Source organism: Stutzerimonas stutzeri, assembly GCF_024448895.1.
In the GTDB taxonomy this organism is placed as follows: domain Bacteria; phylum Pseudomonadota; class Gammaproteobacteria; order Pseudomonadales; family Pseudomonadaceae; genus Stutzerimonas; species Stutzerimonas stutzeri_Q.
Window position 1 is genome coordinate 1 of sequence record NZ_JAMOIC010000017.1, and the last position, 22194, is coordinate 22194.

The 22194-nt window shown below is 59.1% G+C and carries 16 protein-coding genes and 2 pseudogenes; 12 read left to right on the plus strand and 6 right to left on the minus strand.

The features are described from left to right. The first annotated feature begins 690 nt into the window (after positions 1-690). From NA619_RS18075 to NA619_RS18085, 3 genes and pseudogenes are all read left to right on the plus strand, one after another. On the plus strand, positions 691-1302 hold the full coding sequence (locus NA619_RS18075) for a type VI secretion system ImpA family N-terminal domain-containing protein (RefSeq protein WP_255963301.1): 612 nt from the start codon (positions 691-693) through the stop codon (positions 1300-1302). Next, a pseudogene (locus NA619_RS18080) lies at positions 1244-2998 on the plus strand (hypothetical protein); the annotation flags it as partial. The gene NA619_RS18075 and the pseudogene NA619_RS18080, both read left to right, overlap by 59 nt. Next, positions 2995-3879, plus strand: a complete 885-nt coding sequence (locus NA619_RS18085; protein ID WP_255963190.1) for a tetratricopeptide repeat protein — start codon at positions 2995-2997, stop codon at positions 3877-3879. The pseudogene NA619_RS18080 and the gene NA619_RS18085, both read left to right, overlap by 4 nt. Before the next feature lie 17 nt (positions 3880-3896). Here the strand turns inward: NA619_RS18085 and NA619_RS18090 are convergent. Both NA619_RS18090 and NA619_RS18095 read right to left on the minus strand, forming a co-directional pair. Beyond that, positions 3897-4009: pseudogene (locus NA619_RS18090) on the minus strand (transposase); the annotation flags it as partial. Between the two features lie 87 nt (positions 4010-4096). After that, the gene (locus NA619_RS18095; RefSeq protein ID WP_255963191.1) at positions 4097-5122 is read right to left on the minus strand and encodes an alpha/beta hydrolase; all 1026 of its coding nucleotides are present in this window, start codon (positions 5120-5122) and stop codon (positions 4097-4099) included. A 315-nt stretch (positions 5123-5437) separates the two neighbouring features. Between NA619_RS18095 and NA619_RS18100 the strand changes: the two genes are divergently transcribed. Together NA619_RS18100 and NA619_RS18105 are read left to right on the plus strand one after the other, a co-directional pair. After that, positions 5438-6880, plus strand: coding sequence for a TldD/PmbA family protein (locus tag NA619_RS18100; RefSeq protein ID WP_255963192.1), 1443 nt, complete (start codon positions 5438-5440; stop codon positions 6878-6880). Next, the gene (locus NA619_RS18105) at positions 6880-8199 is read left to right on the plus strand and encodes a TldD/PmbA family protein (protein ID WP_255963193.1); all 1320 of its coding nucleotides are present in this window, start codon (positions 6880-6882) and stop codon (positions 8197-8199) included. The genes NA619_RS18100 and NA619_RS18105 overlap by 1 nt, the downstream gene beginning before the upstream one ends. Before the next feature lie 77 nt (positions 8200-8276). Here the strand turns inward: NA619_RS18105 and NA619_RS18110 are convergent, their stop codons facing one another. From NA619_RS18110 to thiI, 3 genes are all read right to left on the minus strand, one after another. Next, positions 8277-8738, minus strand: a complete 462-nt coding sequence (locus tag NA619_RS18110; protein WP_255963307.1) for a hypothetical protein — start codon at positions 8736-8738, stop codon at positions 8277-8279. 719 nt (positions 8739-9457) lie between these two features. Further along, positions 9458-11278, minus strand: coding sequence for a translational GTPase TypA (gene typA, locus NA619_RS18115; protein ID WP_255963194.1), 1821 nt, complete (start codon positions 11276-11278; stop codon positions 9458-9460). A 171-nt stretch (positions 11279-11449) separates the two neighbouring features. Continuing rightward, positions 11450-12904, minus strand: a complete 1455-nt coding sequence (gene thiI, locus NA619_RS18120; RefSeq protein WP_255963195.1) for a tRNA uracil 4-sulfurtransferase ThiI — start codon at positions 12902-12904, stop codon at positions 11450-11452. A gap of 342 nt (positions 12905-13246) precedes the next feature. Between thiI and glnA the strand changes: the two genes are divergently transcribed. The 5 genes from glnA to ntrC all read left to right on the plus strand — a co-directional run bounded on the left by glnA (position 13247) and on the right by ntrC (position 18682). Beyond that, positions 13247-14653, plus strand: a complete 1407-nt coding sequence (glnA, locus tag NA619_RS18125) for a glutamate--ammonia ligase (protein ID WP_255963196.1) — start codon at positions 13247-13249, stop codon at positions 14651-14653. Between the two features lie 186 nt (positions 14654-14839). Next, positions 14840-15367 carry a DUF4124 domain-containing protein gene (locus tag NA619_RS18130; protein ID WP_255963198.1) on the plus strand — a complete coding sequence of 176 codons (528 nt, stop codon included), beginning with the start codon at positions 14840-14842 and terminating at the stop codon, positions 15365-15367. Further along, positions 15364-15996: a DUF4124 domain-containing protein gene (locus tag NA619_RS18135; protein ID WP_255963199.1), complete on the plus strand. Its 633-nt coding sequence runs from the start codon at positions 15364-15366 to the stop codon at positions 15994-15996. Before NA619_RS18130 ends, NA619_RS18135 begins: the two co-directional genes overlap by 4 nt. Positions 15997-16163: 167 nt before the next feature. Then, positions 16164-17246, plus strand: coding sequence for a nitrogen regulation protein NR(II) (gene glnL / locus NA619_RS18140; RefSeq protein ID WP_255963200.1), 1083 nt, complete (start codon positions 16164-16166; stop codon positions 17244-17246). After that, complete coding sequence (ntrC, locus tag NA619_RS18145) at positions 17243-18682, plus strand: nitrogen regulation protein NR(I) (RefSeq protein WP_255963201.1); 1440 nt, start codon at positions 17243-17245, stop codon at positions 18680-18682. The genes glnL and ntrC overlap by 4 nt, the downstream gene beginning before the upstream one ends. 22 nt (positions 18683-18704) lie before the next feature. Here the strand turns inward: ntrC and NA619_RS18150 are convergent, their stop codons facing one another. Beyond that, on the minus strand, positions 18705-19160 hold the full coding sequence (locus NA619_RS18150) for a hypothetical protein (RefSeq protein ID WP_255963202.1): 456 nt from the start codon (positions 19158-19160) through the stop codon (positions 18705-18707). On the opposite strand from NA619_RS18150, the gene trmL reads away from it, so the two are divergent. Together trmL and NA619_RS18160 are read left to right on the plus strand one after the other, a co-directional pair. Continuing rightward, positions 19159-19620 (plus strand): tRNA (uridine(34)/cytosine(34)/5-carboxymethylaminomethyluridine(34)-2'-O)-methyltransferase TrmL, encoded by a 462-nt coding sequence (trmL, locus tag NA619_RS18155; RefSeq protein ID WP_255963203.1) that lies wholly within the window; start codon positions 19159-19161, stop codon positions 19618-19620. The two genes, NA619_RS18150 and trmL, sit on opposite strands and share 2 nt — an antisense overlap. A gap of 129 nt (positions 19621-19749) precedes the next feature. Next, positions 19750-22113 (plus strand): FdhF/YdeP family oxidoreductase, encoded by a 2364-nt coding sequence (locus NA619_RS18160; protein ID WP_255963204.1) that lies wholly within the window; start codon positions 19750-19752, stop codon positions 22111-22113. Positions 22114-22194: the final 81 nt, after the last annotated feature.

Here is a 22194-nt window from a genome sequence, read left to right on the forward strand (position 1 = left end):
AGCATTCTACAGCAGCCTTGTGTCTCGTCAAGTTGTTTTTGAAGAAGTTTTTCTTTCTTCTCAACCGCTTGCGCTTCCGGCCAACCTAGCGTCTATCGTCAGCGGGAGGCGAATCATACAGCGTCAAACACCGCTGTCAACCACCTCTTTCAACCGCTTCCGATCAACCTGACCAGAGCCACCAACAGTGCCAAACCACCACCCTGTCAGCCCGGCGCATTCTACTCGAATTTGCCATCCGTGCAAGCCTTAAATTTCGCTAACTTCTTGATTTACAAGAGGTTTCGCTCAAGGCCTGCGCCGGAGAAGGTGCGCATTATAGGCACTGGAAAACTCACGTCAACGGTTTTTTAGAGATAGATCGCCCACTTCTTCCCTTATATATAGAAGGCGCTAAAACAATCCATACCAATTCCTGCCCAGCCCATTGCAAATGGCGCTCCTATACCCTGCTTCACGCGAAAGGTTCCGCGCCAGCTGCACGAGAGTAGTTAACCAGTGCTCATCTTTGGCCGTTAGAAGCGCACAGATCAGCCCATGCGGCTTTAGTTGTAAACCACTTCACAGTCAGCTCCTAACACCGCGCATAGGATGCGCACCTCAAGCGTGCAGGCAAGCACGACGCAATATCGAGCGCATGAAGCGCCCTGCTGAGTGGTCATGCTGCTCCAGGAACAGATGAGTCATGGAATGACATTCTCTACCAAGCTAGCAGCTCATTATTCAGCGGTAGCGAGATCCCAGATCACACCGGCATCCTTCGCAGGGGAAGATGCTCGCTATTCTGCCGAGTACGAGCTGATCGAACAGGAGCTTGGCAAAGCTGCCTCGGTGCATGCTGCAAGCGCGGTGGACTGGGAGTTAGTGCGCGACGCCAGTGAGCGTCTGCTAACCACCCAGACGAAAGATCTGCGGATAGCAGCCTGGCTCACCTGGAGCGTGTATCAGTGCGACTCATTCAGCGGGCTCCACGCCGGTGTCGCCATGCTCAGCTACTTTTGCAGAGAGCACTGGGAAGAGATACATCCTAGGAAGGCTCGCACGCGCGCCGCGGCAATCAACTGGCTGGTTCCACGCATGGAGCAGGTTCTAGCTGATCACGTGCCCATGGGTGAACAACTTCCCCTTTTTGCGCAGATCGCTCATGAGCTCCGAAGCCTGGAGGCCTGCCTCGCTGAGCATCTGGGCGCACAGGCGCCCCTTCTGTTACCTCTTTGCCGTCGTCTTGACGAGATGGTTATCCACCGCTTTGCTCAAGCCGCAGAACGAGCCAGCGGAATACGGAAAAGTCGTCGTCCTTGAGAAAGGGTTGCCGATCAAGGCAGGCGACCTTATTGGCTATCCCGGCTTGTACCAGAACCACGACAGCGCCGCTCAGAACATGGTCCATGTCGAACTATTCAGCTGCGACGATATGCCTGCGTTCATTGCCCGGAGCCGAGCCTGGGCCAGCCGCTTGCCAGACGATCAGAAAACCCTACTCAAGGTCTACAAAGGCGCAAGCAAACTGATTCCGCACCGGGACGATATCAATGCCGAAAACCCACCCAAATTGGACGACAATGGCACGCAGATCGGCGTCGACCTGATCACTCCGCAGTCCTTACTGGATGGACTCCCCGCTTCGAGAAAAATCCAGGTCAAGGATGGCGCTGACAACACAATGCACTGGTGGCGGCTGGACGGCCTGTTCGCCGACGCTAACGGTAACCCTATCGACGGCTGGCTCGCCGAGCAGGAGCTGATCACTACTCGTCACAGTCCTTGGGAGTGGGAAGGCTTCCAATGCGTCGAGGAAACCGGGACGCCCGTCGAAAAACTCGCCTACGCCTTCAATGCCAGAGGCTTGCTGAGCGCGGAACAACAGCAAAACTACCGCGCTCAGATCAACAAGGCAGACGGTGGCCCCATCCTGACGCTCGCCCGGTTGCATGACATCATCGATACAGATAAGAACGGCAAACTGAGCTGCCGGGAAATCCGTGCTGCCCTAGCCAAACCTTGGCAGACACAGCTGCTCGGTCAGCTGATCACCAGATATGAAAGCGAATGGTTCTGGGAAAAAAGTAAATGGGATGAGCTTGATCCGTTACTGGAGGAAGAACCTGGAACGCCGAATCTGATCTGGCAAACGGAAAAGCAGCGAATCGAGAAGCTAAGCTGGTGGAGCGATCTAGCCGAAGAACACGGGTTCGGTGGGGATGGTAAGGCTTGGCATGTACAGCCTCAGTTGTTAACAATCCTCTTTCAAACGAAACGCAAAGAGCTCATTACTCTCAAAATGCTCCAGACTGCGAGCCCTAGCATCACTGACGATTACGCTGAATCCATACTCCCGCACCTCAATAAATACGCAATATCATACAAGATAGATACGCCGCTACTTATTGCTAACTTTCTATCTCAAGTCGGCCATGAAAGCGGCTTCAAAGTGAGATCAGAAAACTTGAGCTATTCTGCCAAGCGTATGCGCGAAGTATTTGGTTGCAAGAACAATATACGAGGTTACGACGCGAGCACGGACGACTGCAAAATATCCCCTAGGCTAAGGCCAAAGCTATGGACAGAAGCTGCCAAATACGAGAGAAACGCAGAAAGCCTAGGCAACTATGTTTACGCTGGCCGAAATGGTAACGGTGATGAAGAAAGCCGCGACGGATACAAGTACCGTGGCCGAGGGATTATTCAGCTTACCGGCAAAAACAACTACATCGCCTATACTCGAATACATAATGAAAAAAACGCACAGGACCACCAAGATTTTGTGAGCAATCCAGACTTGGTTACCAGCAACCTTGAATATGGAATTGAGTCCGCCTTTGTCTGGTGGGAAATGAATGATTTGAATAAGAAAATACTGAAGTCTTACAGCGCAAGGACTGAGGCTAATATCACCGCTCACGTCGCGGACGTTTCCACAATCGTGAACGGCGGGACTATCGGACTACCCGAACGCGTCGAGCTCTTCGAATCGCTCCGGGGACTTTCTGAGATATGAACTTTCTTAAGTCACTAATAATTTCGATCCTCATCGTTAATACCTCTGTAGCCGAAGAGCTATTCAAGCACTTATCACCAAGTTTCTTAGGAAGCCATGAGATACACTTTTCTTACACCGCTACCGGTGGCGAAGAAAAGGCCTTACTAGCTGAATTGCTTAAGGAAGATGGGCAACGCATGACCATTCCAGTGCGATGCGAGCCGGAGGGAGGAGAACCGTCGCTTAGTAGTTCCTACTCGCTCGCGTTACCCGACGGGCCTAATGCGTTAGTTATTACCTGCGCTTATGACCTGGACCACAGTGGTTTAGGATTAAAAGGAACGCAATATATCAGCTACGTGCTTAAGGAGGCTTCTGAATCAATCGAAAGAATGGAAACGCTTGAGCATCTTATCTCTGGCTACGAGGGAACCGCGGAAGAAAAACAAAGGCAATATTACTTTTACCCAACAAGCGAACTGGCCAAACAAAAGCTGAAAGATGGAAAAATTGACTCCCCAAAACTTATTCACCAAATAATTCTTACCAGGCTGGCAAGCCGCGACTATGAAGCGATCAGAACTTACGTCTCTAATACACACGTTGAGGAAATAATCAGAAAGCCCCCATCCGCTGAACGCAACATTTCGATCTATAACGACATCGGTTATGCATTAGCTGAAGCGAGCGAGTTTGATCTAGCTCTTTGCGTGCTTCGAAACCTAGAAGAAATATCGCCTGAACGCACTGTACTCATGCTGAATTTAGCTGACGTCCTTTGGGAGAAAGGACTTCAAGAGGAGGCGAAACCTTACTACCACAAGTATTTTTCAAAAATGGAAAATATTGGAAAGAAGAGACTAGTGCCCATGAGGGTTATGTCACGATTAGCAAAGTAGCATCATGTTGAATAAATCAACATTCGCTCACGTACCGGATTCAGCTCGATATCGTAAGAGCAGGCAAGCAAGCTGGTGTCTGTTTGTACGACGCTAGACTTTTACGGCTCTCCCACGGCGTACCCGAACGCACCTTCTAGCTAATCTCAGGCCAACTCGCACGAGCAGTCAACCCTTCATTAGTTGGCCTAGCCGAAAGCGCTCAGGCGATTTTTATTTATAACTGTCCGGTATCCCGCAGTGAGTTCCTGATTTCAGCTTCGTCCCAATCGGCCGTTTCACCAAGTCGCCTCGATATCCACGCCCTACTGTATGCAAGAACGTGCGCGGCCGTCTTGGTCGGAAAATGAATGAACCCATGCGGGCAATGAGGCAGCAGGTGCACCTCGACAGGCGCCGATGTGTTCCACCGAGCAGCGATCTCGAGGGTGTCGTCTCGGAGAGGGTCCAGTTCACCAGCAAACATAAGCGCCGGAGGCAAACCCTCAAAATCCCCATACAGCGGTGACAAGGGTGGCTGCTGGCGTTCCTGATCGGTCAAGTCTGGCGTGAGCATGCGAAACGCCTCGACCATTCCCGGACCATCCAGCACCAGTGTTTCAGGCGGTGCCGTACGAACGCTCGCCGTTCCCGTCAGATCGTAGACGCCGTAATACAGAACCGTGCCCCGCACCCGCTGAAGCAGGTCCGGCCAGCGCTTTAGCGCAAGCAAGGTGGCGGCGGCAAGATGCCCGCCGGCCGACTCACCCACGACGATCACGGGTAGACCCGCGAACTCTTCACAGCTGTCGCTCAGTAGCCAACGCGCCGCAGACAGGCAGTCCTCCATCAGCCCTTCAACAGGCGTCGACACGGCCAGCCGATAATCGACCGAGACGACCGTGACGCTGCACGCGTCGACGATGGCAATGTTCATATCATCATTCATCTGGGCATTGCCAATCACCCATCCGCCGCCGTGGATGTCCAGCACCACGCCTTTGGCTTTTCCCCTCGGCCTGATTATCCGTACTGCCACGGGCGCACCGGGCATGCCAACCACACGGCTTTCAGCCTCAAGCCCATGCTTGCGCAACTTATTCCCCCCGCCGATCTGGCTGGCTCGCAATAAGGCCTGAATTAAACGAGGCGTGATGCGGTTGCGGATTCGAAAGCGCGGCAAGCGGGCAAGCTTTCGGTTAAAGCGCTGCACTTGCGCGATATCTTCGCTGCCAGACCAGGGTCCATTGATATTCAACTTCATGCTCCGTTCTCAGGATTACGCGACCACCCAGATCGGCGGTTTCGCCAAGTCAGCGGGCGAGCGAATGAGCCTTGATGATTGCCGAATGTGTACCGATGGGCGTCAAGCTGGTGGGCTGAAGGCCACCCTACGTAGATGTACGATAAGCGTTTTGCCTGATGATGCTTCGCTTGCCTCACGAATGAGATCGGCCTTCTTCTCCCTCACTAATGGAGCACTCGCTGCGCATGCCGAGCACTGCCACACTCCCCGCGGTTGATCCGCTCGCGATGTTGTTCCCATACTCCCATCATTGCCGTAAGCCCGGGGAGTCCGATGTTCGCCTTCAGCGAAACACTGCAACGCCGCTTCACCGCCTTGCACTCGACAGCAGACTTCTGGTCGCTGCGCCATGTGCAGGAAACCACCGAGCGCTACCGGGTGCGCCGCAACGTCGCGCTGGCGCCGTCGTTCAGCGACGATGCCGGCGCCATGCTCAGCGTGCATATCGCTGGCGTGGAAGCCTATGCAGCGACCAGTGATCTCAGCCAGGCCGGGCTGCAAGCGGCACTCGACAAGGCCGAGCAGCTCGCCCGCCAACTGGCGGGTCGCAACCTGCTCGATGTGCACGCGCTGCCGGTGCCCCAGGAGCAGGCCGACGATGTCATGCCGGGCTACGAGCGATCGCTGGCCAGCCCAGCTCACTGGTATGAACTACTCGCGGCGGAGTCCGCTCGGGTGCCGAGGGATGAACGCCTGGTGGACTGGTACGCTGGACTGACCTTCACCGCCACCGAGCAGATCTACCTCAACAGCGACGGCGCCCGGTTGCGCCGTGCCCAGCACTACGTGTTCCCACAACTGGGCGTGACCGCCAGCGACGGCGCCGACAGCCAGAGCCGCAGTTTTGGCGGCACTCATATGGCTCGCCAGGGCGGCGCCGAGGTGATCGATCAACTGGGGTTGGTCGGCACCGCTACACGTATCGCCGACGAGGCGCTGCAGCTGTTGCTGGCGCCCAACACGCCGAGCGGCCACCGTGACCTGCTGCTGATGCCGGATCAGATGATCCTGCAGATCCACGAGTCCATTGGCCATCCGCTGGAGCTGGATCGCATCCTCGGCGACGAGCGCAATTTCGCCGGCACCAGCTTTATCCGTCAGGAAGATTTCGGCCAGTACCGCTACGGCTCGCCGTTGCTCAACGTGACCTTCGACCCGACAGTGCCGGGCGAGCTGGCCAGCTACAGCCATGACGACGACGGCACCCCGGCGCAGCGCGACTACCTGATCCGCGAGGGCATTCTGCAGCGACCGCTCGGTGGCGCGCTGTCGCAATGGCGCAGCGGCCTGGATGGTGTGGCCAACAGCCGCGCCTGCAGTTGGAACCGGCCGACCCTCGACCGCATGGCCAACCTTAATATCGAGCCCGGCACGAAACCGCTGGGCGAGCTGATCGGCGACGTCGAGCGCGGCATTCTGATGAGCAACAACCGCTCCTGGTCAATCGACGACGCGCGCAACAAATTCCAGTTCGGTTGCGAGTGGGGCCAGCTGATCGAGAACGGCGAACTCAAGGGTGTGGTGAAAAACCCCAACTACCGCGGCATCTCCGCGCGGTTCTGGCGCAACCTCAAAGCCGTCGGTGATGCCAGTACCTTCGAAGTGCTGGGCACGCCGTATTGCGGCAAGGGCGAACCCAATCAGGTGATCCGCGTCGGCCATGCCACGCCGGCCTGCGTGTTCGCCGATATCGATGTATTTGGAGGGGCCGCCTGATGGACGCACGTCGACACTTCGAGGTGCTGCTCGCCCACCTTGAGAACCAGATACAGGCTGGCGAAGGTTTTACGCTGGAATATCAGTCCGAGGCCTCGGACTTCATTCGCTTCAACCATGCCCGCGTGCGCCAGGCCGGCCAGGTGCAGCAGGCATACGCCACCCTGGCGCTGTATCAGGGCGAGCGGCACGGCGAGTTCGAGCTGGCACTCAGCGGGGTGAGCGAGGATGACCAGCTGCGGCTCGACCAGGCGGTGCAGCGCCTGCGAGCGGTGTTGCCGACCCTGGCCGATGATCCGTACCTGCGCCTGAATCGCGAGGCGTGGCGCAGTGAAACCGCGGCCGGCGATACGACGCAGAACAGCGCCGCCGCCATCGCGCAGACTGTCGAGGCGTCGGCCGGGCTGGATCTGGTCGGATTCTATGCTGCGGGCCCGCAGTACCAGGGTTTTGCCAGTTCCTGGGGCGCGTTCGGCTGGCATGCAGCGAGCAGCTTCAATTTCGAATTCAGCCTGTTCCATGAAAACGGTCAGGCGGTGAAAAGCTGCTATGCCGGTGAGCGCTGGGATGCGCAGGCCTTCGCCAGCAAATTGGCCTTTGCCCGGGAGCAGCTCGAGCATCTGGGCAAGCCCGCCCATCAGCTGAAACCCGGCGCATACCGCGCGTACCTCACGCCCGTGGCGCTGGAAGAATTGTTCAGCCTGTTCGCCTGGGGTTTTTCCGCCCAGGCGCTGGCCACCGGCAGCAGCCCGTTGCAGCGGTTGTTCGCCGGCAGCGCTAGCCTGAGCGAGAAGGTAGCGTTGGAAGAACGTATCGAAGGTGGGCTTGCGCCGGCCTTCACCCCTGAGGGGCCGCGCCAGCCGTTGCGGCTGTTGAGCGCAGGCCAACCGGTTGAGCGCCTGGTCAGCTCACGCAGCGCCGCCGAATACGGGCTGCTCGCCAACGGTGCAGGGAGTGGCGAATACCCCCTGTCGCTGCGCATGCATGGCGGTGAACTGGACGAGCGTGAGATTCTCCAGCGCCTCGGTACCGGGCTGTACATTGGCAACCTCTGGTACGGCAACTTCTCCGACCTGCCGGCCGGACGCCTGACCGGGATGACCCGCTTCGCTACCTTCTGGGTCGAGGATGGCCGCATCCAGGCGCCGGTCAACACTATGCGCTTCGACGATTCGCTGTTCGATTTCCTCGGCCCGAATCTGCAAGCCCTGACCCGCGAGCCGGAGCTGCTGCTGCCCAACGGCACCTATGGCGCACGGCAAACCGGCTCGATGGCGCTGCCGGGTGCGTTGCTGTCGCGGTTTACCTTGACCTTGTGATGCGCCTAGCCCAATAGCCCCAGCTCGGATTACCGAGCAACTCGAGCCGGGCCGTTAAGAACGAGCAGCGTGCAACGTCAATTACTCGCGCGCTGCTTGGTCGAATCCAGCTCGGACTTCTTAGCGGTGGTGATTTCGGTGATCCTTGCGGACTTCTCGATGGCGAAATCGAACACGTCCTGCATCTTCGCAATGGCTTCGGTCGAGGTACCGTTCAAGCCGCCGTCAGCAGCCCAGTCGAAGTTCCAGACGCCAGACAGGCTGTCCGCCCCGGCGACATCATGGGTCTCTATAGCGGTGAAGACGTCCGGGTAGCGCTGCAGATACTGGGCCGCGACCGAGACCTCTGCCGGGACCTTGCCCGATCCGTTCTCGGCCAGCTTCGCCAGCTCCTGCCCGGTGATTGCGGATTTGCCTTCCTGCCGAAGATAGTCGGCAATGATCTTGCTCGACTTGGCGATGTTCAACTTGTCGTCGAACAGTGAGGTAGAGGTGTTCTGAGGCGTTGTATTGCCTTTGGTGGGGGTTACTGTGGACATAGGCTCTGCTTCCTGTAGAGGTTAGACACACCACAATGACTAGTCATACGCACCTGACCCTACCACCCGGCCATTGGCCACTGTGAAGTGGCGCCACAGCATTTCGCAAAATCTGGCAGATTTCACAGCGGTTCACAGCCACGGAAAGGGAGAGATTATTGTTTGGCCCTGTCCCGTCCTGAATAGGGTTTACACCTTCTGACCTGCTTTTCAGGAGGATGCGATGGAAGCAGCAAAAGGCGTAGCCAACAGGACTACGCGATGACTTGTAAATTATCGGTCGTCGACCAAGTCAAAAAGGCGAGCAGAGCTATTAAAGAGGCTCTGTAGTGCTACGGAATCCAAGGCAAGACGACCGTTTTGATGTCAGCCTTGGATGGGCCGCCCCGTCAGTACTACGCGAAATGTCATGCGTCCTTGCCCCTTCAGGTCAGAGGCGGAGATTAGCAAGGTAGCGGGAGGCCGGGCGGCGCCTCGGTGCGGCGTGAGAAAAGCATCACGGTCCGGTCTTGATGCAGCTGGTCGCGTGGCCTGCGCGCTTGGAAGGGAGGGCGACAAATCAACCGGGGCGGCACCCGACCGAGATGGCTGGGTTGAGGACCTCAGCGGCCCAAATGCCCCTCACTGAAACGGGGTCGAAACAGGAAAGCCTGTATTGCTCAAACAACAGACAGCAAAAAGGCGCCCGAAGGCGCCTTTTCGTTGCAGCTAAGCGGGAATCAAGCCTTAGCTTTCTTCGCAGCGCGGTTACGCTCGCCTTCGTCGAGGATCTTCTTGCGAAGACGGATCGACTTCGGGGTCACTTCGCATAGCTCGTCGTCCTGAATGAATTCCAGAGCCTGCTCAAGCGTGAAGCGGACCGGCGGGACCAGGGCGATGGTTTCGTCCTTGCCCGAAGCGCGCATGTTGTCGAGCTTCTTGCCTTTGGTTGGGTTTACGCCCATGTCGTTGTCACGGCTGTTCAGGCCGACGATCTGACCGTTGTAGATTTCCTGACCGTGCTCGACGAACAGCTTGCCGCGCGCCTGCAGGGTTTCAAGGGAGTAGGTCAGCGCCTTGCCGGTATCGATCGATACCAGTACGCCGTTCTGACGGCCGGACATGTGACCGGACTTCATCACGTCATAACGGTCGAAGATGGAGGTCAGGATGCCTGCACCGTTGGTGATGGTCAGGAAGTGGTTACGGAAACCGATCAGACCGCGGGCCGGGATGTTGTATTCAAGGCGGACACGGCCCTTGCCATCCGGAACCATGTTGCTCAGGTCACCCTTACGCAGGCCCATCTCTTCCATGACTTTGCCCTGAGCTTCTTCAGGGATGTCGATAGTGACGTTCTCGAACGGCTCGTGCTTGGCGCCATCGACATCACGGATGATCACTTCCGGGCGGCCAACGCCCATTTCGAAGCCTTCGCGACGCATGTTCTCGATCAGTACCGACAGGTGCAGCTCACCACGTCCGGAGACCTTGAACTTGTCGGCCGACTCGCCTTCCTCGACGCGCAGGGCTACGTTGTACAACAGCTCCTTGTCGAGACGGTCCTTGATGTTACGGCTGGTGACGAACTTGCCTTCCTTACCGCAGAACGGCGAATCATTGACCTGGAAGGTCATGGAAACGGTTGGCTCGTCGACGGTCAGCGGCTTCATCGCTTCGACGTTGTTCTGGTCGCACAAGGTGTCGGAGATGAACAGTTCATCCATACCGCTGACGCAGACGATGTCTCCGGCAGTGGCTTCTTCGACGTCGACACGGTGCAGACCGTGGTGACCCATGAGCTTGAGGATACGGCCGTTACGCTTCTTGCCATGCATGTCGATGGCGGTAACTGGGGTGTTCGGCTTGACGCGACCACGGGCGATACGACCAACGCCGATGATGCCGAGGAAGCTGTTGTAGTCCAGAGCGGAAATCTGCATCTGGAACGGGCCGTCGATATCTACCTTCGGAGCAGGTACGTGATCGACGATGGCCTGGTACAGCGGGGTCATGTCTTCGGCCATGTCGGTGTGATCCAGACCGGCGATGCCGTTCAGAGCCGAGGCGTAGACGACCTGGAAGTCCAGCTGCTCTTCGGTGGCGCCGAGGTTGTCGAACAGGTCGAAGATCTGGTCCAGCACCCAATCAGGGCGCGCGCCCGGACGGTCGACCTTGTTGATCACCACGATCGGACGCAGACCGGCTTCGAAGGCCTTCTTGGTCACGAAACGAGTTTGCGGCATCGGGCCATCTTGAGCGTCGACCAGCAGCAGCACGGAGTCGACCATCGACATAACGCGCTCTACTTCACCACCGAAGTCTGCGTGGCCGGGGGTGTCGACGATGTTGATGCGGTAGTCGTTCCAACGAATGGCGGTGTTCTTGGCCAGGATGGTGATGCCGCGCTCTTTTTCCTGGTCGTTGCTGTCCATCACGCGCTCGTCGTTGAGCTCGCCGCGCTCCAGGGTGCCGGACTGACGCAGGAGCTTGTCGACTAGGGTGGTTTTGCCATGGTCAACGTGAGCAATGATGGCGATGTTACGAAGGTTATCGATCACAGTAGTGGTCTCGTAGTTGGGTCGGGCTACTCAGCAAAAGCATCGAGCGGTCCAACGCGAAAAATTGGATGAAGGTAGGGGCAGATTCGTTAACGACGAGTCGCGGCCGTTCGGCCGCCAAACGGGTCGGGAGGGCGGTGGCGGATACTGCCGCCCAGCAGGCCGGGCTGTTTAGCTCGGACGATAAACGCGCACATTGACATGCCCCTCGCTCAGCAAATGATGAGCATGCAGGCGGCTCATGACACCTTTATCGCAGTACAGCAGGTACTGGCGGTTGTCATCCAGCTCCTTGAAGCGGTTGTTGATCGCATAGAACGGCATCGTTTGCACTTCGATACCCTGCAATTGCAGAGGTTCGTCTTCGCTGAGGTCGGGATGACGAATGTCGATCACCACCTGACCTGCACTGGCTTCGGCGACTTCCTCAACTTGCAGATCCTGACCCAGCTCGTCGATGACTCGATCGATCGCAACCTGGCGCGCGTTGGCCAGGGCGCGCTCGAGAATGGTCATGTCGAACTGCTTTTCTTCGTGCTCGACCCGATAGCGCTTGGCTTTGGTCGTCGGATTCACCGAGATCACGCCGCAATACTCGGGCATGTTCTTGGCAAACTCGGCCGTGCCGATCTCGAATGCGGTGTCGATGATGTCCTGCTTGTGACTGGCGATCAGCGGGCGCAGCACCAGCATGTCGGTGGCCGAATCAATCACCGAAAGATTCGGCAGGGTCTGGCTGGAAACCTGGGAGATGGCTTCGCCGGTAACCAGTGCATCGATATGGAGGCGTTCGGCAATCTGGGTCGAGACACGCAGCATCATCCGCTTGAGCACGACGCCCATCTGGCTGTTATCGACCTTCTCCAGAATTTCCCCGACGACTTCCTCGAACGGCACGCTGATAAACAGCACGCGGTGGGAGCTGCCGTACTTCTTCCATAAATAGTGGGCCACTTCCATCACGCCCAACTCATGGGCGCGGCCACCCAGATTGAAGAAGCAGAAATGGGTCATCAGGCCGCGACGCATCATCTGGTAGGCCGCCACGGTGGAATCGAAACCACCGGACATCAGCACCAGCGTCTGCTCAAGCGCGCCCAGCGGGTAGCCGCCTATACCGTCGTGCTGTGCATGCACGACGAACAGGCGCTGGTCGCGAATTTCCATGCGCACTTCGATCTCAGGCGCCTTCAACGAGATACCGGCAGCACCACACTGAACGCGAAGCTCGCTACCGACATGGCGCTCGACATCCATCGAACTGAACGGATGCTTGCCGGCACGCTTGCAGCGCACGGCGAAGATCTTGCCAGGCAAACGGTCGGCATAGTGCGCCTTGCACTTGGCAACGATGTCATCGAGTTCACCCAATGGGTACTCGTGCACCTCGAGGCAATGCGCAATGCCTGGCGTGCAGCGCAAGCGCTCGATCATCTGCTGCAAGGTCTTGGAGTCACTGAGCGCGGTTTCCACCTCGACGTTGTCCCACACCCCCTCCACCCGCAGTTCGGGATCGAGGTCGCGCAGCACGGTACGGATGTTCTTCGCCAGCTGGCGAATGAAGCCCTTGCGTACCGGTGGGCTCTTGATGGTGATTTCGGGGAAAACCTTGACGATCAGCTTCATGGAAACAGCGCAGCGCCAGCCTGGCGTGAAAAGAGGGGGGCGGAGTATATCGGAATTTGATCAAGCTTTAGTCAGTTTTATGATTGAGCTCAGCTTTGCACTTAAATGGAACAACAGCGCTTTTATTGGCACCAATACAGTGCAACAGGAGCGATGGATATCCAGTTAATAAGACTTCGAGACGCCCAAACGGCCTTTAAATAGCCCTCGGACCCATCTCGGAGCACTGGCATGCAATTTGCTCCCTTGTGAGGCAGGTCGCCGTGACGGAGTATCCCCGCTCGGCTTCACCCCTAGATTTCGGAAGCAACCTGTCAACGCTTCCACCACTTGGAGAGCACCATGTCGAAGTCGCTTCAACTGATCAAAGATTACGATGTGAAGTGGATTGATCTGCGCTTCACCGACACCAAGGGCAAGCAGCATCACGTGACCGTTCCGGCCCGCGACGCTCATGACGAAGATTTCTTCGAACACGGCAAGATGTTCGACGGCTCGTCCATCCATGGCTGGAAAGGCATTGAAGCCTCCGACATGATCCTGATGCCGGTCGATGAAACCGCCGTTCTGGACCCATTCACCGAAGAGCCAACCCTGATTCTGGTCTGCGACATCGTCGAGCCGAGCACCATGCAGGGCTACGACCGCGACCCACGCTCCATCGCCAAGCGCGCCGAGGAATTCCTCAAGTCCACCGGCATCGGCGACACCGTATTCGTTGGCCCGGAGCCTGAGTTCTTCATCTTCGACGAAGTAAAGTTCAAGTCCGACATTTCCGGCTCCATGTTCAAGATCTACTCCGAGCAGGGCTCCTGGATGACCGACCAGGACGTCGAAGGCGGCAATAAGGGCCACCGCCCTGCCGTCAAGGGCGGTTACTTCCCCGTCCCGCCGTGCGACCACGACCACGAAATCCGTACCGCCATGTGCAACGCCATGGAAGAGATGGGCCTGGTTGTAGAAGTGCATCACCACGAAGTGGCGACTGCCGGTCAGAACGAAATCGGCGTCAAGTTCAACACGCTGGTCAACAAGGCTGACGAAGTTCAGACCCTGAAGTACTGCGTGCATAACGTGGCCGATGCCTACGGCAAGACCGCGACCTTCATGCCGAAGCCTCTATATGGCGACAACGGCTCGGGCATGCACGTGCACATGTCCATCTCCAAAGATGGCAAGAACACCTTTGCTGGCGAAGGCTATGCCGGCCTGTCCGAGACCGCCCTGTACTTCATCGGCGGCATCATCAAGCACGGTAAGGCGCTGAACGGCTTCACCAACCCGTCGACCAACTCTTACAAGCGTCTGGTCCCGGGCTTCGAAGCACCGGTCATGCTGGCCTACTCGGCTCGCAACCGCTCCGCCTCGATCCGTATCCCGTACGTTTCCAGCCCGAAAGCCCGCCGTATCGAAGCACGCTTCCCGGATCCGGCTGCCAACCCGTACCTGTGCTTCGCCGCACTGCTGATGGCTGGCCTGGACGGCATCCAGAACAAGATCCACCCCGGCGATGCCGCTGACAAGAACCTGTACGATCTGCCGCCGGAAGAAGGCAAGCTGATCCCGCAGGTGTGCGGCAGCCTGAAGGAAGCCCTGGAAGAACTCGACAAGGGCCGTGCGTTCCTGACCAAGGGCGGCGTGTTCTCCGATGACTTCATCGATGCCTACCTCGAGCTGAAGAGCGAGGAAGAAATCAAGGTTCGTACCTTCGTTCACCCGCTGGAATACGACCTGTACTACAGCGTCTGATCCGGTCCGCGTGACAGAAAGGCCTCCTTCGGGAGGCCTTTTCGTTTTTGCGCTGTCATTAAGCTATGACGCTGCGACTTGGGAGCACCAGCGGTGGTGGCGTCCATCCCAAATCGCAACGCTTGTACTTGCCTAGCCGCTAGCGCGGTGCAAGGCTTCCCTGCATCCCACCCTGCGGAGCTTCCCATGCGCATTGCATTGTTCAGCCTGCTACTCGTACTCATGGCACCGGCCATGGCCCAGATCTACAAATACACCGACGACAAGGGCAACACGGTTTACACCAACCAGCCTCCGGAAGGCGTCAAGGCAGATACCGTCGACCTGCCGCCGGCCAATACAGTGAATATCAAAACGCCAGAGGCGCCGCCTCCGCTGGCCGACGAACAAAGCGGTGGCGACCGGCAGCAGCCTTACCGCAGCCTGTCCATCGGCGGCGTTCCCGATGAGCAAGCGTTGCGTGCTAACAACGGCACCTTCGTCGTCAACGCCCAACTTGACCCGCCGTTGAAACAGGGTCATCGCGTCCGCTTTCTACTGGACGGTGATCCACAGGGCGAGCCGAGCAGCGGGACGTCCCTGCAGCTGACGAACATCGACCGTGGTACTCATATGCTTCAGGTCGAAGTTCTCGATGGCGATCAGGTTTTGCAAAGCGCTCAGGAGCAGTTCACTGTTCAGCGCGTCCACACTTCAAGCCCGGCTCGTCGATGATGCACGCCGTGCGGCCCGGACTGCTTGGACTATTGCTCTTGCTCTCGCTGTCTTCGAACGCTGCGATCTATAGCTACATCGACGCAGAGGGCAACCGGGTTTTCACCGATCGCCCCGGCGGACAGGCAGCAGAAGCGGTCGAGACGAGGCCGTCGAACAGCATGCCTGCGCAGCCCGTGCCGAACACCACACCTCCAGTGAAGGTCATGAAGGCCCCAGTACCGGGTTACACCCTGCTTGAAATCGTGCATCCGGATGCCGAAGCCACCATCCGCAACAATGCAGGAACGCTAACCGTCAGCGTGACCAGCGCCCCACCGCTGCACCCAGGCCACCAGTACCGACTGTTGGTGGACGGCGCAGCAGCAGGATCGCCCGGCACGAGTCCGGTTATCGTCCTCGAGAATGTGGATCGTGGCAGTCATCTGCTGGTGGTTGAGGTGATCGACGGCAAGGGCGAGACGGTGCACGGCAGCGCACCGCGAACGGTCCACATGATGCGAACCTCGCTTGCTCAACGACGAATGGTTAACCCTTGCAAGAAGGCCGATTACGGCGTTCGGCCGGAATGCCCGTTGAAGGACAAGCCAAAAGAAAAGAAAGATATTCCCTTCGTGCCCTTTCTGTGATCATGCTATGCACCTGATTGGTGCATAGATTCAACCATCCCCATCCTTGCTCCACATTTCAGTCGACGCCCTGCTCTGGAGCGCCAGCACATGCGGTGCCGCGCCGAAAAGGAGCGCTTTGGTTTGCTTCTTGCATTTCCTGCCCCACACACCGGATGCAGACTGCCATGATCAACGAAGCCCTACAGCGCCTGCTGATCGAGAATCTCACCACCGCCACGTTGCTGCTTAACTCGCGCCTGCGCCTGGAGTACATGAATCCAGCGGCCGAGATGCTGCTCGCCGTAAGCGGCCAGCGCAGCCACGGACAATTCATCAGCGAACTATTTACAGAATCATCCGAAGCCCTGGCCGCGCTGCGCCTGGCTGTCGAAGAGGCGCATCCCTTCACCAAGCGGGAAGCGACCCTCACCTCTGCAAGCGGCCAATCACTGACGGTGGATTACGCCGTGACGCCAGTATTGACCCGCCAGGAAACCATGCTGTTGCTGGAAGTACTGCCACGCGACCGGCTGCTGCGCATCACCAAGGAAGAGGCGCAGCTGTCGACGCAGGAAACAACCAAGATGCTCGTTCGTGGCCTTGCCCATGAAATCAAGAACCCGCTTGGCGGCATTCGCGGAGCCGCCCAGTTGCTGGCCCGCGAACTGCCAGAAGAACACCTGAAGGACTACACCGGCGTCATCATCGAGGAAGCTGACCGCCTGCGTAATCTGGTCGACCGCATGCTCGGCTCGAACAAGCTGCCATCGCTGTCGATGACAAATATCCATGAAGTACTCGAGCACGTGGCAAGCCTGATCGAAGCCGAGTACCAGGGCAGCATCATTTTGGTGCGCGACTACGACCCGAGCGTTCCTGAAGTCCTGATGGACCGCTCGCAGATGATCCAGGCCGTGCTCAATATCATGCGCAATGCCATGCAGGCGCTGGCCGGCCAGAACGAACTCGGACTGGGCAGGCTAACCCTGCGCACCCGCACGCTGCGCCAGTTCACCATCGGCCACATCCGCCACCGCCTGGTCGCGCGCATCGAAATCATCGACAACGGCCCGGGCATTCCCGCCGAGCTGCAGAACACCCTCTTCTACCCAATGGTCAGCGGACGCCCTGACGGCACCGGGCTCGGTCTGGCCATTACCCAGAACATCATCAGTCAGCATCAGGGGCTGATCGAATGCGAAAGCCATCCCGGGCATACCGCGTTCTCGATCTTCCTGCCGCTGGAACAAGGAGCACCTACCGCATGAGCCGCAGCGAAACTGTCTGGATTGTCGACGATGACCGCTCCATCCGTTGGGTCCTTGAGAAGGCCCTGCAGCAGGAAGGCATGACCACGCAAAGCTTCGACAGCGCTGACGGGGTACTGGCGAAACTCGCTCGCCAGCAGCCAGACGTGATCATTTCAGACATCCGCATGCCGGGCGTAAGCGGTCTCGACATGCTGGCGCAGATCCGCGACCTCTACCCGCGCCTGCCGGTCATCATCATGACCGCGCACTCGGACCTCGATAGCGCTGTAGCATCCTATCAAGGCGGTGCCTTCGAATACCTGCCCAAGCCCTTCGACGTGGATGAGGCGGTATCGTTGGTCAAGCGCGCCAACCAGCACGCCAAGGAGCAACAAGGGCTCGGCCAAGCTCCGACGGATCAGCGTCATACCCAGGAAATCATCGGCGAAGCGCCGGCAATGCAGGAAGTATTCCGCGCCATCGGCCGCCTCTCGCATTCGAATATCACTGTCCTCATCAATGGCGAGTCCGGCACCGGCAAAGAGCTGGTCGCCCATGCCTTGCACCGTCACAGTCCGCGCTCGGCTTCGCCATTCATTGCGCTGAACATGGCCGCAATTCCGAAGGATTTGATGGAATCGGAGCTGTTTGGCCACGAGAAAGGCGCCTTTACTGGTGCTGCGAATCAGCGCCGCGGCCGCTTCGAACAGGCCGACGGCGGCACGCTGTTCCTAGACGAGATCGGCGATATGCCGGCCGATACCCAGACCCGCCTTCTGCGCGTGCTTGCTGATGGCGAGTTCTATCGGGTCGGCGGGCACACGCCTGTCAAGGTCGATGTACGCATCATCGCCGCCACCCACCAGGATCTTGAAACCCTGGTACAGGCTGGCAAGTTTCGCGAAGACCTCTTCCATCGCCTGAACGTCATACGCATCCATATCCCTCGCCTTTCCGACCGCCGAGAAGACATCCCGACGCTGGCGAGTTACTTTCTGGCCAATGCCGCGACCGAACTCTCGGTCGAGACGAAGTTGCTCAAGCCGGAAACAGAGGAGTATCTGCAGAACCTCCCTTGGCCGGGCAACGTGCGCCAGCTGGAGAACACCTGCCGCTGGATCACCGTTATGGCATCTGGTCGCGAGGTGCATGTCGGCGACCTGCCGCCCGAGCTGCTCAGCCAGCCCGCCGATGCCATGCCTTCGAACAACTGGGAACAGGCGCTACGCCACTGGGCGGATCTGGCGCTGGCCCGCGGCCAGTCGAACCTGCTCGACGAAGCGGTGCCGGCCTTCGAGCGAATCATGATCGAGACAGCTCTCAAGCACACCGCCGGCCGCCGCCGTGATGCTGCCCTCCTGCTGGGCTGGGGCCGCAATACCCTGACCCGAAAGATCAAGGAACTGGGCATGGGCGCCGACGGTGGCGATGACGACGAAGGTGATGACAACTGATTGTCGAGCGCTAGCGCCGTGATCAGCGCGGCGCGACTCGCACTCTCAGCAACCAGTCACCGTCCTGCTTCTCTCCTTCCCACTCGGCACCCAGCGGTCGGGTGGCCACGAAATGCAGCAACAGCCCCTTCTCGGTGCTCTGCAGACGCCAGCCAACCCCGGCGCCGGCATTCTCGATCCGCCCGTTAGCCGCGCTGCCTTCAGCCTGAAACAGCATGCCGACCGCGCCGTCGACGTCTTGGCTGTAGAGCTCCGGCTCGCGCGTGAACCAGAGCTGCAAGCCATCGGCGACTGGTTCCACTCGCAGCAACTGCACCGGCCCGGGCGCGGTGACGCGGCCAATAAACGAACCCAGTAGAAGCCCGAGCAGCACCAGCGAGGCGAAATAGCGTCGACGCAAGCGAGGTAGCGGGTTGTCCGCCGCAGGGTCGCCTGCCGCAGTAGAATGCCGGTCGTCTTCAGAGTCGGTGCCGCGCATGTTTCATGTAATCCTTTTTCAACCGGAAATCCCGCCGAATACCGGCAACATTATCAGGCTCTGCGCCAACGCCGGCTGTAGCCTGCACCTGATTGAGCCTCTGGGCTTCGAGCTGGACGACAAGCGTCTGCGCCGCGCGGGCCTGGATTACCACGAGTACGCGCCGCTCAAGCGTCACGCCGATCTGGACAGTTGCCTGAAGAGCATTGGCCAGACGCGCCTCTTTGCGTTCACCACCAAGGGCTCGCAGCCTTTCCATGAAGTGCAGTTCCAGCGTGGCGATGCTTTTCTTTTCGGGCCGGAAAGCCGAGGCCTGCCGCCCGAGATCCGCGATGCGTTGCCCAACGAACAGCGACTGCGTCTGCCGATGCGGCCCGACAGTCGCAGCCTGAATCTCTCCAACACCGTTGCCATCGCGGTCTACGAGGCCTGGCGGCAGCTGGATTTCGCCCTCGAGTGAAAAGCCGCCTCTGGCGAAAAACCCTGTCATCAGTGAGGTTGAACATTCATACCGGCACCACGTCGTACCTAGTAGTCATTGCCGCTACATGCCGCAGCGGGAGCCTCCCGCACCGCACAGGAGAACGACGTGAGCCAGCCAACGTTCAAGCCTTACCATGCGCCTTCGGGCGGATGGGGTTCGGCCTTTTCGGTCGCCAATATCCTTATCCGTGAGAAGGTCACTCTCTCAGGCGCTGCGCTGCTGCTGAAACAGAACAAGCCAATCGACGGGTTCGCCTGCGTCAGCTGCGCCTGGGCCAAGCCGCATCCATCACGGCCGCTGGCCTTTTGCGAGAACGGCGCCAAGGCCACGGCCTGGGAAACCACCACGCGCCGCTGCGGACCGGAGTTCTTTAGCCGCCACACGGTAACCGAACTGCTGAACTGGACCGACTTCGACCTGGAGCAGCAGGGCCGGCTTACTCACCCGATGCGCTACGACCCGGCGACCGACAAGTACCTCGACGTAAGCTGGGACCAGGCCTTCGAAGAAATCGGCAGGGAGCTCAAGGCGATGGCCGACCCCAACGAGGTGGTCTTCTACATGTCGGGGCGGGCTGCACTTGAGACCGCCTACATGTTCGCCGTCCTTGCGCGCATGTACGGGACCAACAACCTGCCCGACAGCTCCAACATGTGTCACGAGAGCTCCTCCGTTGCCTTGCCCGAAAGCATCGGCGTGCCGGTGGCGACCGTGACCCTTAACGATCTGCACAAGATGGACGGCATGCTGTTCTTCGGCCAGAACACCGGTACCTGTAGCCCGCGGATGCTCCATCAGCTGCAGGAAGCCCGCGAACGTGGCGCCCCGATCATCACCTTCAACCCACTGCGCGAGCGCGGACTCGAACGCTTCGTGAACCCCCAATCGCCCCGGGAAATGATGACCCCGGATGAAACCAAGATCAGCACCCAATATCACCAGGTGAAGATCGGTGGCGACATCGCGGCCATCGCCGGCATGTGCAAGGCACTCTTCGAAATGGACGACGCCGCGGTCGCCGCCGGACGGCCACGGGTACTAGATGTAGCCTTTATTGAAGAGCACACCCACGGATTCGAAGCCTTCGAGTCACGCATGCGCGGTTACAGCTGGCCGGTGCTGGAGCGCCGCTCCGGCCTCAGCCGCGGCGCGATGGAGGCAGCAGCCGTTGGCTACGCCGGTTGCCAGCGGGTCATTGCAGCGTATGGTATGGGTGTAACGCAGCATCGCTATGGCGTGCAGACCATCCAGATGATCGTCAACCTGCTGCTGATGCGCGGCAACATGGGCAAGGAAGGCGCAGGCATCTTGCCAGTGCGCGGTCACTCCAATGTGCAAGGCCAGCGCACCGTCGGCATCACCGAAAAAGCAAAGAAAGTCCCGGCGGATAATCTGCGGCGGCAATTCGGCTTCGAGCCGCCAGCCGATGACGGCATGAATACCATCGAGGCCTGCGAGGGCATGCTGGCGGGCAAGGTCAAGGGCTTCGTCGCGCTGGGCGGCAACTTCGTCCGGGCGATCCCGGACACCCTGCAGATGGAGCCGGCCTGGCGCAAGTTGCAACTGTCGGTACAGGTATCCACCAAGCTCAACCGCAATCATCTGGTAACCGGCAAGATTTCCTACATTCTCCCCTGTCTCGGCCGAACCGAAATCGATCGCCAAGCCACGGGTGAGCAACGCAATACCACCGAGGACAGCACCGGCTGCATCCGCGCCTGGCGGGGCGTGGCAGAGCCTGCGGGCGACAAGCTGCTGTCGGAGCCGGCCATCGTCGCGCGGCTGGCCAAAGCCTCGCTGGTGGACAACCCGAATCTCGACTGGGACGCTTGGGTCGCCGATTACGGCCTGGTGCGCGATGCCATCGCTGAGAGCTATCCAGAGATCTTCCACGACTTCAACGTGCGCATGATGGAGCCGGGCGGCTTCCACCGGCCCCTGGGTGCGAGCAAGCGCGAATGGGACACCGAGACCGGCAAGGCCAACTTCATCAACCCGCCGTCGTTGTCCGAAGACCCGGATACCGAAGACGGCGGCCACGAGCTCCGCGATGTCCTGCAACTGATGACGCTGCGTAGCAACGACCAGTTCAACACCACGGTGTATGGCTACAACGACCGCTTCCGCGGCATCCAGGGCACCCGTGCGGTGATCCTGATGAACAGCAACGATATGGCCCGCCTTGGCTTGGCCGAAGGCGACAAGATCGAAGCGGTCACCGTGGTGCATGACGGCGTGCATCGCTCGGTCGGCCCCCTGCGCGTGACGCCGTACAACATTCCCGAAGGCTGTTGCGCCGGCTATTACCCCGAATGCAATGCGTTGCTGCCGGTCTGGCACCACGCCGAGCGGAGCAAGGTGCCGGCGGCCAAGTCGATCCCCGTCAGGCTGCGCAAGGTCATCGCGTTCAGCGACGACCCCACGGTGCCGGTCGAGCCTGACCCACCCGCTGGAGTCGGTGCCGCCTGACCCAGCTGCCGACCAGAGCCCCGGCCATGCGCCGGGGCTTTACCGAGCGAAATTCCGCCGCCGGTTGAAATGCGCCGCAGC

Excerpts from the sequence above, each read along its gene's own strand:
- NA619_RS18075 (WP_255963301.1), top strand. The coding sequence starts at position 691 with ATGACATTCTCTACCAAGCTAGCAGCTCATTATTCAGCGGTAGCGAGA.
- NA619_RS18085 (WP_255963190.1), top strand. The coding sequence starts at position 2,995 with ATGAACTTTCTTAAGTCACTAATAATTTCGATCCTCATCGTTAATACC.
- NA619_RS18095 (WP_255963191.1), bottom strand. The coding sequence starts at position 5,122 with ATGAAGTTGAATATCAATGGACCCTGGTCTGGCAGCGAAGATATCGCG.
- NA619_RS18100 (WP_255963192.1), top strand. The coding sequence starts at position 5,438 with ATGTTCGCCTTCAGCGAAACACTGCAACGCCGCTTCACCGCCTTGCAC.
- NA619_RS18105 (WP_255963193.1), top strand. The coding sequence starts at position 6,880 with ATGGACGCACGTCGACACTTCGAGGTGCTGCTCGCCCACCTTGAGAAC.
- NA619_RS18110 (WP_255963307.1), bottom strand. The coding sequence starts at position 8,738 with ATGTCCACAGTAACCCCCACCAAAGGCAATACAACGCCTCAGAACACC.
- thiI (WP_255963195.1), bottom strand. The coding sequence starts at position 12,904 with ATGAAGCTGATCGTCAAGGTTTTCCCCGAAATCACCATCAAGAGCCCA.
- glnA (WP_255963196.1), top strand. The coding sequence starts at position 13,247 with ATGTCGAAGTCGCTTCAACTGATCAAAGATTACGATGTGAAGTGGATT.
- NA619_RS18130 (WP_255963198.1), top strand. The coding sequence starts at position 14,840 with ATGCGCATTGCATTGTTCAGCCTGCTACTCGTACTCATGGCACCGGCC.
- NA619_RS18135 (WP_255963199.1), top strand. The coding sequence starts at position 15,364 with ATGATGCACGCCGTGCGGCCCGGACTGCTTGGACTATTGCTCTTGCTC.
- glnL (WP_255963200.1), top strand. The coding sequence starts at position 16,164 with ATGATCAACGAAGCCCTACAGCGCCTGCTGATCGAGAATCTCACCACC.
- ntrC (WP_255963201.1), top strand. The coding sequence starts at position 17,243 with ATGAGCCGCAGCGAAACTGTCTGGATTGTCGACGATGACCGCTCCATC.
- trmL (WP_255963203.1), top strand. The coding sequence starts at position 19,159 with ATGTTTCATGTAATCCTTTTTCAACCGGAAATCCCGCCGAATACCGGC.
- NA619_RS18150 (WP_255963202.1), bottom strand. The coding sequence starts at position 19,160 with ATGCGCGGCACCGACTCTGAAGACGACCGGCATTCTACTGCGGCAGGC.